Annotated in this window: 15 protein-coding genes; 5 read left to right on the top strand and 10 right to left on the bottom strand. The window is 37.5% G+C overall.

Features of this window, described 5'->3' with window-relative positions:
- Positions 1-179: 179 nt before the first annotated feature.
- Positions 180-1,130 carry a heme o synthase gene (gene cyoE, locus GJU32_RS08840; protein ID WP_155591582.1) on the top strand — a complete coding sequence of 317 codons (951 nt, stop codon included), beginning with the start codon at positions 180-182 and terminating at the stop codon, positions 1,128-1,130.
- A gap of 107 nt (positions 1,131-1,237) precedes the next feature.
- Here the strand turns inward: cyoE and GJU32_RS08835 are convergent, their stop codons facing one another.
- The 6 genes from GJU32_RS08835 to GJU32_RS08810 all read right to left on the bottom strand — a co-directional run bounded on the left by GJU32_RS08835 (position 1,238) and on the right by GJU32_RS08810 (position 5,750).
- Positions 1,238-1,972 (bottom strand): metallophosphoesterase, encoded by a 735-nt coding sequence (locus GJU32_RS08835; protein WP_155591581.1) that lies wholly within the window; start codon positions 1,970-1,972, stop codon positions 1,238-1,240.
- A gap of 289 nt (positions 1,973-2,261) precedes the next feature.
- The gene (locus GJU32_RS08830; RefSeq protein WP_155591580.1) at positions 2,262-2,711 is read right to left on the bottom strand and encodes a helix-turn-helix transcriptional regulator; all 450 of its coding nucleotides are present in this window, start codon (positions 2,709-2,711) and stop codon (positions 2,262-2,264) included.
- 132 nt (positions 2,712-2,843) lie between these two features.
- Positions 2,844-3,248: a hypothetical protein gene (locus GJU32_RS08825; RefSeq protein ID WP_155591579.1), complete on the bottom strand. Its 405-nt coding sequence runs from the start codon at positions 3,246-3,248 to the stop codon at positions 2,844-2,846.
- Positions 3,249-3,340: 92 nt separating this feature from the next.
- Positions 3,341-4,675, bottom strand: coding sequence for a hemolysin family protein (locus GJU32_RS08820; protein WP_155591578.1), 1,335 nt, complete (start codon positions 4,673-4,675; stop codon positions 3,341-3,343).
- Positions 4,676-4,707: 32 nt separating this feature from the next.
- A complete protein-coding gene (locus GJU32_RS08815; protein ID WP_155591577.1) occupies positions 4,708-5,091 on the bottom strand; it encodes a MerR family transcriptional regulator in 384 nt (127 codons plus the stop codon).
- A 173-nt stretch (positions 5,092-5,264) separates the two neighbouring features.
- Positions 5,265-5,750: a hypothetical protein gene (locus GJU32_RS08810; protein WP_230875012.1), complete on the bottom strand. Its 486-nt coding sequence runs from the start codon at positions 5,748-5,750 to the stop codon at positions 5,265-5,267.
- Positions 5,751-5,948: 198 nt separating this feature from the next.
- On the opposite strand from GJU32_RS08810, the gene GJU32_RS23575 reads away from it, so the two are divergent.
- Positions 5,949-6,077, top strand: a complete 129-nt coding sequence (locus GJU32_RS23575; RefSeq protein WP_255313805.1) for a hypothetical protein — start codon at positions 5,949-5,951, stop codon at positions 6,075-6,077.
- A 50-nt stretch (positions 6,078-6,127) separates the two neighbouring features.
- Here GJU32_RS23575 and GJU32_RS08805 read toward each other — a convergent pair whose 3' ends face one another.
- The 4 genes from GJU32_RS08805 to GJU32_RS08790 form a co-directional block, all read right to left on the bottom strand.
- Positions 6,128-6,700: a 5' nucleotidase, NT5C type gene (locus GJU32_RS08805; protein WP_155591575.1), complete on the bottom strand. Its 573-nt coding sequence runs from the start codon at positions 6,698-6,700 to the stop codon at positions 6,128-6,130.
- Positions 6,701-6,712: 12 nt separating this feature from the next.
- Positions 6,713-7,828: a flavodoxin-dependent (E)-4-hydroxy-3-methylbut-2-enyl-diphosphate synthase gene (gene ispG / locus GJU32_RS08800; protein WP_155591574.1), complete on the bottom strand. Its 1,116-nt coding sequence runs from the start codon at positions 7,826-7,828 to the stop codon at positions 6,713-6,715.
- A gap of 96 nt (positions 7,829-7,924) precedes the next feature.
- Positions 7,925-8,269, bottom strand: coding sequence for a hypothetical protein (locus GJU32_RS08795; RefSeq protein ID WP_155591573.1), 345 nt, complete (start codon positions 8,267-8,269; stop codon positions 7,925-7,927).
- A gap of 52 nt (positions 8,270-8,321) precedes the next feature.
- Positions 8,322-8,840 (bottom strand): DUF1189 family protein, encoded by a 519-nt coding sequence (locus tag GJU32_RS08790; RefSeq protein WP_155591572.1) that lies wholly within the window; start codon positions 8,838-8,840, stop codon positions 8,322-8,324.
- Between the two features lie 193 nt (positions 8,841-9,033).
- On the opposite strand from GJU32_RS08790, the gene GJU32_RS08785 reads away from it, so the two are divergent.
- The 3 genes from GJU32_RS08785 to GJU32_RS08775 all read left to right on the top strand — a co-directional run bounded on the left by GJU32_RS08785 (position 9,034) and on the right by GJU32_RS08775 (position 11,993).
- Entirely contained in the window at positions 9,034-10,665 is a 1,632-nt protein-coding gene (locus GJU32_RS08785) for a Na/Pi cotransporter family protein (protein WP_155591571.1), read from the top strand.
- A gap of 67 nt (positions 10,666-10,732) precedes the next feature.
- Positions 10,733-11,212 carry a DUF456 domain-containing protein gene (locus tag GJU32_RS08780; RefSeq protein ID WP_155591570.1) on the top strand — a complete coding sequence of 160 codons (480 nt, stop codon included), beginning with the start codon at positions 10,733-10,735 and terminating at the stop codon, positions 11,210-11,212.
- A gap of 175 nt (positions 11,213-11,387) precedes the next feature.
- The gene (locus GJU32_RS08775) at positions 11,388-11,993 is read left to right on the top strand and encodes a superoxide dismutase (RefSeq protein WP_155591569.1); all 606 of its coding nucleotides are present in this window, start codon (positions 11,388-11,390) and stop codon (positions 11,991-11,993) included.
- Positions 11,994-12,162: the final 169 nt, after the last annotated feature.

The raw sequence follows: 12,162 nt of genomic DNA, 5'->3' as shown, positions 1-12,162 counted from the left end.
TCATAGAAGATGTTGTGAATGAACGTGCTTTGTTAGATGAAAACATGTACTTTATGTGAACATAGAGACAGAACAGATCTAAAAGGGGTAAAATAATAATTTGATGTGCTAGATGCAAATTTTGTCGCTTTCTATCGACGAAAGCGAGTAGAAATTATGGAGAAAAGGAATTAAGATGAATGGAACAAAATCTGAAAACGGAGCATAAACCACAATCCTCCGAAAAATCAAGAGGGAAGTCATCACGCTCTACTATTTTAGCGCAAACAGTCAAAACAGGAATTATCAAATCAAATTTAATCCCTATGTGGGCTGGTTTAACGCTAGGAATGTACAAAAATAAAATGACGTTTATAGACAACATACCAGAAATCATTTTTTCAACAATCGGTTCTGCCCTTGTAATTGGAGCAGCAGGGGCCTTTAATAATGTCTATGACCGTGATATTGATGCGATTATGCCCCGTACAAAAAACAGACCAACTGTAACAGGGGAAATGTCAGCAAAATCGACTTTATCGTTAGCGGTTGCTTTGTTAATTATAGGGGTAGCAGTGTTGGCACTTGCCTCGCCACTAGCAGCTGCATTTGGTTTATTAGGTGTATTTTTATATGTAGTCCCTTATACAATGTGGACAAAACGTCGCACAATTTATAATACAGAAATTGGAAGTATTAGTGGTGCAGTACCTCCATTAATTGGTTGGTCAGCGGTGTCTACTGATATTACCCACCCTGCGATACTTGGTCTATTTTTTGTCATGGTTATTTGGCAAATGCCTCATTTTTATGCCATTGCTATTCGTAAACGAGTAGACTATGAAGCAGCTAGTGTGCCAATGCTTCCAGTTGTCAAAGGGATGCGTCGTACGTATTATCAAACTAATTTTTATTTGATTTTATTGATTCTATCAAGCTTTCTATTTGGCTCTATAAGTGTTGGTATTATGCTTGTTGCATTGATTTTAAGTGTTGCCTGGCTCGTGATGAGTATTTATGGCTATCATAGTAATACCGATCAAGTGAAATGGGCTACAAAAATGTTTGTCTTTTCATTGTTCCATATGACCATATTATTCTCAACAGTCATTGTGTACTCGCTAGTAGGGGTTATCTTTAAGCTATATTAATAGCACCCCCGCCTAGCTTGCTTGAAAAAAGCATGCAACTCCGCTCTGTAAATGGAGAAACTTACTTACCTCGTTACAAAACAATTGCTAAAATAAAACCAACAAGTTTACTCGTTACTTGTTGGTTTTTTATTATCCACTGAAATGATTTGGCGACTTGGCCACTCAAATGCATGTAACTTTCCGCCAAAAACAGCGCCACCATCAATGCCGATAATATTATTTTCTCCGAAGTAGACACGATAATCAGTTGGGTCATGATGTAGATTATGCGTAGGGGTATGACCAAAAATGACCGTTTTTTCCCCTCGATAGCCTGCATGAAATTCCTCGCGAATCCAAATTAACTTCATAGGGTCAGTGTCAGCCATGGCAACACCTGGTACGACACCGCCATGGACGAAAATAGCATCCTCTAATTCAATATATATTTCAAAGGTTTCAATCAACTGCAAATGTTCTTCAAGCTTTGGTAATGATTTTATAAAGCTAGGCAAGGTATTGCTTTGAATAGCCTCCTCAAAATCTGCTAATTGGTAGCCATAGCTTGCGAGTGTTGCCTCTCCACCACAAAGTCCTACCCAATGGTTCCAAGACTTAGCAAGGCCAGAACGGCAAGCCTTGAGCATAATAGCTTCGTGATTACCAAGCAAAACGCGTGCACCCTTCTCTTGTAATTCGCTAACTAAATTTAATACACCACTAGAGGCGGGGCCTCTGTCGATGTAATCACCTAGTAAAAAAAGCTGATCGTTCATTGGATCGTAGTTTGCTTTTATTAGTAATTCTTCTAAAAGCCTTAGTTCTCCATGTATATCACTGATTGCTAGTATTCGCTTCATGTACGAGCATCCTTTCTAATAGTACAGCTTCACTATTTAGTATAGAGAATTATTATACAAATTTCGACTTTTCTAGCTTCTACTGGCCTATTTGTGTAGAATTTTCGAAGAAACAATTCTCTTATTACTATTTTTTTCTTTATCATATGTGAGAGGATTTCATTTCTTTATTCATTTGTCTAGAGTGTGGAGGTTGTGGAAGAGGAAAGAGAGGGGGGTAACACATTACAGCAGAAGCAAATAGTGATGCTCCTACTGTTAGTGCGTTGGAAAGTAGCTAGCAATTACATTAAACCTTAAGTTTTTCCCATACTTGCTTAGCTATTTGTTCATCAAATGTTGAAATAAGGCGAAAGTTATTGTTGTCTAAAATGCGGAAATGCTGACTAATGACGTTTTGTTGTAGTCGAAAACCAGCAATCTCCTGTAAGTTTTTCCACCATATGTATCCACCCAGCGTTTTTTCTTTTGGCTGCAATGTTCCATTATTCGCTATTAAATCTACAACCTCTAATGGATCACCACCAAGCTCATGTTGTAAAATTGTACTGTCACGACACAAAGTGCAAATGGCAACAGTGGTTGTCCAACCAGCTAGTATACGACCTTTTTCAATTTGGACAAGTGTTTTTTTTGATAGCCCTAGTAAATCACTCATTTGATCCTGTGTAAAAGCTTTTTCTGTACGGATTAATTTCAGTTTTTCTGAAATGAGTGTGATTAATTGTTCACGATTCATCCTAAACACCCCTTTTTTCAGATTGTTATGTTTCATTATACATGAAAGTAGAAATGCGTGTTTTTGTTTCAATAGGGGGAAGGGAATTGTATAAAAAAACAGACCGCCCAAATTGGAACAGCCTGTTCGATGTTAAATTTCATATTTTTTCGTATCAGAAATGACACGGAAATGGATGCCTTTAATCTGTGCGCTTACTTTATGGCGAAGTGTATCAATATCTACGAGCTCTTCTTTATTTTTGACACACTCAGCAATCTCCTGTAATAGCTGTGTAAAAGCCTCTTTAAATAAGGAGCGCATATTATCAAAATCTAGACTACGAAAACTTCCATCAATATCGAATGCTTCAACTGAATTTAATTGCTTAGAAGCTCCTGCAAAACGGTCATCGTAAACTGTATAGTTTTCATCTGTCACTACGATAATATAGAGAACTTCTCCTGTAGTTGTTTTTAATTCAATATTTGTTTTGTGTTTTTTTACGTCGGAAATAATGTGAATACCATCTGAATGATATAGCTTAAACAATGTCATCTATATTGCCCCCTGAAACTAGAATCATATTTCTCTATTCATTATATAGCGGAATGGCTAATAATGGAATAAGGAATACCTGTTTCAGACAATTACGATTGAACTTCTGATATGACAGGAGCGCTTTTTCGTAGAGGACGAACCTCGATATAATGAATTTGATGACCTTGTTGCTCATAGACGCTAAAGATATTGGAGTCAAGCTCAATATTTTTAGATGCTTTGATGCCATTATTCACAGTTAAGAACCAACCACCTAATGTTTCCACTTCTTCAGCTTCCAGTGTAATATTTAATAGTTTTTCAACATCTTCCACAAGCATTTTTGCATTTAATATATAATGGTTATCTGTGATTTTTCGAATATCAGCAATTTCATCATCATCGAACTCATCTCGAATTTCACCAACAATTTCTTCTAAAATATCCTCAACGGTTACAAGACCGGATGTACCACCATATTCATCCATTAAAATGGCCATATGGATACGCTCTTTTTGCATGCGTACAAGTAATTCTTGAATCGGAATTGTTTCAATTACTCGAATAACAGGATTAATATAATCCTCCAGAACTAACGTTTCGTCTGTAAGTTGTTCAAGTAAGCCATGAGTAAATAGTTCCTTGGCATTGATGAAGCCTAAAATATTGTCGCGGTCACCGTCATAAATAGGGTAGCGCGTATATTTTTCAGCAGCAATGTAATGAATGATATTTGTAAACGATTCATTTCGTTCTATCCCAACAATTTCTGTTCTGGGAACCATGATTTCACGAGCAATACGTTCGTCAAATTCAAAGACGTTATTCACATATTTGAGCTCAGATTTATTGATTTCACCACTTTTAAAGCTTTCAGACAGCAATAATCGCAATTCTTCCTCTGTATGAGAAAGTTCATGTTCACTAGCGGGCTTCATTCCGAATAAACCAACCAAAACTCGTGCAGAGCCGTTCAAGAACCAAATAAACGGGTACATGATTTTATAGAAAAACATAATCGGCTTTGCGAAAAGAAGAGTAATTTTTTCCGCCTTTTGAATAGCAGCAGTTTTTGGGGCTAGTTCGCCGACAACTACGTGTAAAAATGTCGCAATGGCAAAGGCCGAACCAATAGTAAAGATCGTCATGTATTTATCCGAAATGCCGACCATGTCAAATAGTGGGTGAAGCATGAATTCAAACGTTTTTTCACCAACCATCCCGATACCAAGAGCTGTTACCGTGATGCCTAATTGACAGGCAGATAAGTATTCGTCTAAATGATTCACAACATGCTTAGCAGCAATCGCTTTTTTATTGCCCTCTGCAACCAATTGATCGAGTCTTGATGAACGTACCTTTACAATAGCGAATTCTGTTGCTACGAAAAAGCCTGTTAAAGCTAATAAAATGGTGAAAATCGATAGGTTTATTATGGTCTCCAAATAGTCGTTCTGTAAAAACAGAACGTCACCTCCTAATTATGAATGAGTAATAGTAAGGATTGCATTAAAGCAATACTTTCCGGTGAAACGTTTTTCTTAATCGTTTCAATTTTTTTATGATCTTGACTGTTTAGTTGTTCTATCAGAGAAGTTACATCATGCTCTAGGTCTTGCATCTTTAAACGAAGCATTTGTACATCGATTTCTTCAAATGGTGTGATGTTTAATTCATGCTGGATTTCCACGAGTGAAAGCCCCTGTTGTTTGCGCTGTTCAATAAATTGAAGTCGTCCAATCATGGCAGAATGATAATAGCGATAATTTGTTGCAGAACGTTCTGCATCCAACAAACCAATGTTTGTATAATAATCGATTGTTCGTTTTGTAATGCCTGTTTTTTCTGCAAGTTCGCCAATTTTTAATTTCTCTGTCCCAATGCAAACACCTCCAAACCATCACGTGATACTTTGATTATAACGTGTTGGTTTTAGTTTATTCAAATGTTAGCCCCTTATATTTCAAAATTGTAAGTTTTTTTTAAAAAAAATAACGTTTCTGCCATGGATGAATGGTAGAAACGTTAAGAGGTTTAGGGAAGTAAATAGGTATCATATAGGTGATGGAGTGCTTCCTCACCACTTTTTTGTAAGATCATTTCCTCGTTGTATGTAAGTGTTACGTTCGTGTGCTTGCTATCGATTTCATCATCAATTAATTTACAGGTAATGTTCACAATGCCTGTTTCAGCAAGCTTTTCTTTCATCTCGTCATTCCAAGGCTGGTCAGAAAATAGTGGGGTTTTCCAAGTACCTCTCACATGTAGCTCATTTTTATCAGGGTCATAATCCCAGCGTATGTCACGTAAAATAGTTTTAAATAGGTCATTAACCGTAAAAGATGTATCTTTATAGTTAATGTCTATAGCACGTATAGCATGTACATCTCGACTCACCGCACTAGCTGCGGAATTTGCCGCTGAATTGATGCCTGAAGCAGCATCTTTAATTTCAGATAATCGATCACCGCAGCCCGACAGTAGTACGCAGATGCATGCCATACAAGCTACTTTTGTCATCCATTTCACAAGTAGTCCCTCCAGTCTAGTAAGTTGTTATTACTATCTTAACGAAAAGAAAAATACGAAGAAAGGGCATGAAGGCGGCAGATTGTGACGGTTTAGCAACGATGCGACCTCCACTCGATTGTTCGGCATTTGGGAAATATAGAAGTCTGAAGATTTAGTAAAGTACAAGAGGAAAGGGAGCGGTTTGTGGTGAAAATTAATGATGAAATACTTGATCGATTAGGAACTTATTTTGTCTATCATGCTGTCTATGATAATTATGGTATTACCTTTGAAAACTTTGTGGAACGTTGGTTACGAGGGATACTTGAGGTCTAGTACTTAAATATATGAAAGAGTCGTGCTCTATATTTGAACACGACTCTCTGTTATTTGAAATAATTTGTGATAAATTGATTGGCTTCCTGCCAGTTATAAACCCGTACAACATTGTCAGGAACAGCGAGACGGTTATATGGTGTATCAAATAACACAACAGGTATTTTTAGCTCCTCTGCCAGCATAACAGCATTATCATGCTTATCCTCAAAGAAAGCTTCTACATGATGTTTTTTAGCGGCTGCTAATTTATCATGGCTACCTAGAAGTTCGATATAATCGTACGGAATAGCTTGCGTTTCAAACCAATTGACAGTGATGTCTGCTACATTTTCACCTCGTGCAGAGATATAATACAGCTCGAAATTATTTTTCCAAGCAGTTAGAATATTTTTTGCATCTTTTGCCACTTCAGAGACTTCGTACATATAAGGCTCATTTTCCTTAAACCAAGTATTAAATATACCTCGGTCAACAGGGTGAGGAAAGGCCGATAAAAAATCATACTCACAAACATCATCGAGCGTAATATTTACATCGTATTGTTTATTAATATGGGGAATAAGTGTACTTGGACAAGTCACAGTCCCATCAATATCAATACCAAAGCGAGGTTTCTTCATGCTAGCACCTCCTTAGGCATTCGCTTTTTGTGCTTCTTCCGCTGCTCGCTTTTCTTCCATTTCTGCTGCTAATTTATCAATTTCTTTTTTCAGCTCTTCAACCATTGTTTCTTCAGGGACTTTACGAACAGTTTTCCCCTTCATGAAGAGTAAGCCTTCTCCACGAGCGCCAGCAATACCGATATCTGCTTCCCGTGCCTCACCAGGACCATTTACCGCACAGCCTAGAACAGCTACTTTTAAAGGTACACTCAATTTTGAAATATATTCTTCTACTTCATTTGCAATGGAAATTAAATCAATTTCAATGCGTCCACATGTTGGACAAGAAATCAGTGTGGCCATATTAGAAGCTAAGCCAAATGATTTTAAAAGTTCTCGTGCTACTTTTATCTCTTCTACAGGGTCAGCAGAAAGTGAGATACGCAATGTGTTACCAATTCCTTTTGATAGGATGGCGCCAAGCCCTGCTGCTGATTTTACTGTACCAGCAAAAAGTGTACCTGATTCTGTAATCCCTAAATGTAATGGATAGTTAAAGGCTTTAGCCGCTTTTTCATAGGCTTCAATAGCAAGATTAACGTCAGATGCCTTCATTGACACAATAATATCGTGGAAATCCAAGTCTTCCAAAATTTTAATATGGTGTAGAGCAGACTCAACCATACCATCGGCAGTAGGATAGCCGTATTTTTCTAAAATATGACGTTCTAATGAACCGGCATTTACACCAATACGAATGGGGATACCCTTTGCTTTCGCTGCGTTCACAACAGCTTCCACTTTTTCTTTACGTCCGATATTACCTGGGTTAATACGTACTTTATCAATACCATTTTCAATGGCTTTTAATGCTAATCTATAGTCAAAATGAATATCAGCTACTAATGGAATATGAATACGTTTTTTAATTTCGGCAATCGCATCCGCTGCACGTTCATCTGGTACAGCTACACGAACAATCTGACAGCCCGCTTCCTCAAGACGAAGAATTTCTGCAACTGTTGCTTCTACATCATGTGTTTTGGTTGTACACATACTTTGAATGAATAATTCATTACTACCACCAATTGTTAAGTTACCGACACGCACGGGACGTGTATTTGAACGGTGACAAATTTCACTCATTAACTTTCTCTCCTTTTCGGGCCACTATTTTCAGCCGTCACTGTCATTTATTTTAGCAGTGTAAGAAAATAAGGACAAGGAAGAAACGCTAACTTTTCATTTTCCGCATTTGTTTTCAAGTTCAAACGAGAGAGGAAGCTTGATATTTTCACCTGGAATCAGTGCTTGTAATTGTAAGTGTGGGTTTAAGTTATAAAAAAGTTGTAAACGTTCCGGAAAGGTCATGGGTACTTTTGCAGGGTGCAGGGCAAATAAGCTATGAATGGTATCACCTTCAATTGTTTGTACCGTAATATAATTTGGCTCACGCTGTTTCTCACAAAGTTCATTTCCAGTGTTTTTTGTGGATAAGGCCGCAAGTGGAATGGATCCTTCTGTTAAATCTACTTTCACAATAAAGGCAATGACAATGATGATGGCTGTTAAGATGAATGCACGCAAAAAATCCCCTCCTTTTCTACACTATATTTAGAAGAGTGGGGATTCATGCACATTATTTTGAGATTGGTTGTTTTGGATATTTTGTAAATGCCACAATTAATAGAGTAATGGTTAAAAATAAAGAGAATACAGAGATAATGGTACTGCTAATTGGTAAATAGTCTGCTAGCATCGATAGTAAGGTTGCCCAAGTGATGGCAAAAGTAGTAGTCCTCCATATGTGGCGATATTCACCACGACGCTTCATGACTTTTAAGATAAATAAACCAGCTAAAGCATAAAGGGCAATTTGTGCAAATATAAGCATTGTTGTTACGACAAAGAGCATCAGAAAGGTGAATGGATATAAGAGCCATTTAATGCCTTCTATGTATTCCGTTAAACCATTTAAACTGTCCATATCAAACGAATCAATAGACATACCTGCTGCAAAGCGACCTAAAGAAAATACGGACACTACGGTAATGAGTAGGAAAGTATATTGAATAACTTTTCCAATAGGTAATAAACGATAGGCTGCTAGTTTTTTAGGATGAATGAGACTATCGATAAAAAGCTGTGAGTGTTTCATGCTATATCTCCTCCAATCGATAGTTTAACATGTTCGAAGCGGACAAGATATGAAAGAAGTATATTGATGAGGGGGTAGATGATAAAATGTTAACATTATGTAAAGAAGTTAAAGGATTTCTTTACTTTTTGTTTGTAATCATTTAATGATTAGAACTAGATTAGTAGAGATGTAGGAATTGGAGCGAAAACAAGTGACAATAGATTGGCAAAGCATACTCTTTCAGTTTTTAGGTGGGTTAGGAGTCTTTTTATTTTCCATTAAATTCATGGGAGATGGGCTTCAGAAATCAGCGGATGATCGATTACGTGAATGGCTAAATCGCTTTACAACAAACCCAATTATGGGCGTCTTAGTGGGCATATTTGTAACGATTTGCATTCAGTCAAGTTCTGCAACAACAGTCATAACTGTAGGGTTAGTGAGTGCCGGTTTTTTAACATTACGTCAAGCAATCGGCGTAATCATGGGGGCAAATATCGGTACAACCATTACAGCATTTATTATTGGCATCAATATTGGCATTTATTTTTATCCATTGCTAGCCATTGGTGCAGTATTTTTATTTTTCTTAAAAAAAGCAACATATCAACATATTGGTCAGATTCTATTTGGTTTTGGCGGCTTATTTTTAGGGCTAGAGTTGATGGGTGCTAGTATGCAGTCACTACACCAATTGGCAGATTTTGCATCATTAACGCTTCATTTAAGTAATCAACCGATACTAGGCATATTTTTAGGTACTATTTTCACATTACTTGTACAAAGCTCAACAGCAACGGTTGGTGTGCTTCAAGGTCTATATGCAGAACATTTAATTGGTTTAAATAGTGCTTTACCGATTTTGTTTGGCGAAAATATTGGCACGACCATTACTGCTGTATTAGCTTCACTCGGTGCTTCTATTTATGCGAAGCGTGCAGCTGCAGCACATGTACTCTTTAATGTCATTGGTACGATCATTTTCATGCTATTATTTACACCATTTATGCGATATGTACAGTGGGTGAGCGAGTTATTTCAATTAGAGCCGCGCATGCAAATTGCCTTTGCACATGGTTCTTTCAATGTCTTTAATATGATGATTCAACTTCCTTTTATAGCTGGGCTTGCAGCATTGGTTACGAAATTACTACCAGGATATGACGGCAATATAAATGTCACAACAAAGCATTTAGATCCATCTTTTATTGATTCATCTCCAGCTATTGCACTTGGTCAAGCCAAGGAGGAAGTTCTACGAATGGGTGAACACGCTTTACGTGGGTTGGAAGAAACATTTTCATATATGAAGACGGGAGAAGCGGAACATATCCCTACTGTTCTGCAATTAGAGGTCGGCCTCAACCATCTTGATAACGAAATTACTGATTATTTAGTGATGGTGTCTAAGCAGCCTCTATCACGTGCAGACTCTGTAAGACATCATACATTACTAACAAATGTGCGAGATTTCGAACGGATCGGTGACCATTTTGAAAATATATTAGAGCTCCTACAATACAAGGATCATCATGAAGTGAGCTTAAGCAAATCAGCACGACAAGATTTAATCGGGATGTTTAGTTTAGCCATAGAGGCAGTACGGAAAAGTATAGAGGCGTTGGATACGGCGAGTTTAAGTTTAGCTCAAGAAGTTACGGAGCTAGAAAGCTTGATAGACGATATGGAAGATAAACTCCGCCAAAAACATATTGCACGTTTGAATACCAATGAATGTAGTGGAGCTGCGGGAATCGTCTATATGGATATCGTTAGTAATCTAGAGCGTATTGGCGATCATGCGGTAAACATTGCTGACTCTATTTTAGGCATTCGGCATTAACAAGATGAAACTTTTCGCTTTGTTATTCCGTATGAAAGGCAATGCAAGATAAAAGGAGAGAAACTTTATGGAAGTTGTTGGCTGGATTTTAGTAATAGCCTGCTTTATTATTTCGTTTATTGGTTTAGTGTATCCGATCATCCCAGGTGTCCTGTTTATAGTCGGCGGATTTTTACTGTATGGCGTATTTTTCTCATTCGCAGAGCTAAGCTGGTGGTTCTGGGTTATTGAAATACTATTTGTAGTACTGTTGTTTGGTGCCGATACAGTGGCAAATGCTTTTGGAATAAAGAAATTTGGTGGTTCCAACGCAGGTATGTGGGGAAGTACCATAGGCTTATTGATTGGCCCATTTGTTATCCCGGTGGCAGGGATCTTAATTGGTCCATTTTTAGGTGCAATCATTGCTGAATTACTAGTTGAAAAACGCACATTTAATGAGGCCGTTAAGAGTGGTATAGGTTCCTTAATTGGCTTTTTAACCTCTACTATTGCGAAGGCTGTTATTCAAATTGTGATGATTATTGTATTTTTTATCGCGATTTAATGCTTAGCTTTTGAGGTTTAGTGTACGTGACGATAGGGTAAGATAGTAAACGTATCAGTATTTCGGTCAAAAGGCTGAAATCTTCAAATTGAAGTATTTTTCGTTGAATGGTTTGACCAATTTTGATAATCTAAGAATGTACTAAATATTTCTTATTTTAGGGAGGAACTTAACAATGGCTTTTGAATTACCACAATTAACTTACGCATATGACGCATTAGAACCACATATCGATGCAAAAACAATGGAAATTCACCATTCTAAACACCACAATACTTATGTAACAAACTTAAATGCAGCAGTAGAAGGTACTGAATTTGCAGAAAAAGATATTAACGATTTAATCGCAAACCTTGATGCTCTTCCAGCTGACAAACAAACTGCTGTACGCAACAACGGTGGCGGACATGCTAACCATACATTATTCTGGGAAGTAATCGCACCAGGCGGTTCAAATACTCCAGTTGGTGAAGTAGCAAAAGCAATCGATGCTAAATTTGGTTCTTTCGATGCTTTCAAAGAAGAATTTGCAAAAGCTGCTACAACTCGCTTCGGTTCAGGCTGGGCTTGGTTAATCGTTGATGGTGACTCAGTGGCTGTTACGTCTACTCCTAACCAAGACTCTCCAGTAATGGAAGGTAAAACGCCAGTTCTAGGCTTAGATGTTTGGGAACATGCATACTACTTAAACTACCAAAACCGTCGTCCAGATTACATCGGTGCTTTCTGGAACGTAGTAAACTGGGATGTAGTAGAAGCTAAATTCCAAGCTGCAAAATAATTACGAATGATCGGCTATGCCAAAGGTGAGCAATCACTAAGGCATAGCCTTTTTTGTTGGATAAAAAAAGTAAAAGTGAGAGAAAGTATAAAAGAAAGCAACCTTTCCTCAAAAAGTACCGTCAAATAAATGATGTTATCCATAAGAATTCGCAAGTGCATGCTTTTCT

This window comes from Lysinibacillus cavernae (assembly GCF_009724685.1).
GTDB classification, from domain to species: Bacteria; Bacillota; Bacilli; order Bacillales_A; family Planococcaceae; genus Lysinibacillus; species Lysinibacillus cavernae.
The sequence above is the reverse complement of the archived record's forward strand: the minus strand, read 5'-3'. Positions and strand labels throughout refer to the sequence as shown.

Bases quoted from the DNA above. Each gene is read 5' to 3' on its own strand.
- GJU32_RS08805 (WP_155591575.1), bottom strand. From the start codon at position 6,700: ATGAAGAAACCTCGCTTTGGTATTGATATTGATGGGACTGTGACTTGT.
- GJU32_RS08810 (WP_230875012.1), bottom strand. From the start codon at position 5,750: ATGACAAAAGTAGCTTGTATGGCATGCATCTGCGTACTACTGTCGGGC.
- GJU32_RS08775 (WP_155591569.1), top strand. From the start codon at position 11,388: ATGGCTTTTGAATTACCACAATTAACTTACGCATATGACGCATTAGAA.
- cyoE (WP_155591582.1), top strand. From the start codon at position 180: ATGGAACAAAATCTGAAAACGGAGCATAAACCACAATCCTCCGAAAAA.
- GJU32_RS08790 (WP_155591572.1), bottom strand. From the start codon at position 8,840: ATGAAACACTCACAGCTTTTTATCGATAGTCTCATTCATCCTAAAAAA.
- GJU32_RS08835 (WP_155591581.1), bottom strand. From the start codon at position 1,972: ATGAAGCGAATACTAGCAATCAGTGATATACATGGAGAACTAAGGCTT.
- GJU32_RS08830 (WP_155591580.1), bottom strand. From the start codon at position 2,711: ATGAATCGTGAACAATTAATCACACTCATTTCAGAAAAACTGAAATTA.
- ispG (WP_155591574.1), bottom strand. From the start codon at position 7,828: ATGAGTGAAATTTGTCACCGTTCAAATACACGTCCCGTGCGTGTCGGT.
- GJU32_RS08780 (WP_155591570.1), top strand. From the start codon at position 10,733: ATGGAAGTTGTTGGCTGGATTTTAGTAATAGCCTGCTTTATTATTTCG.
- GJU32_RS08825 (WP_155591579.1), bottom strand. From the start codon at position 3,248: ATGACATTGTTTAAGCTATATCATTCAGATGGTATTCACATTATTTCC.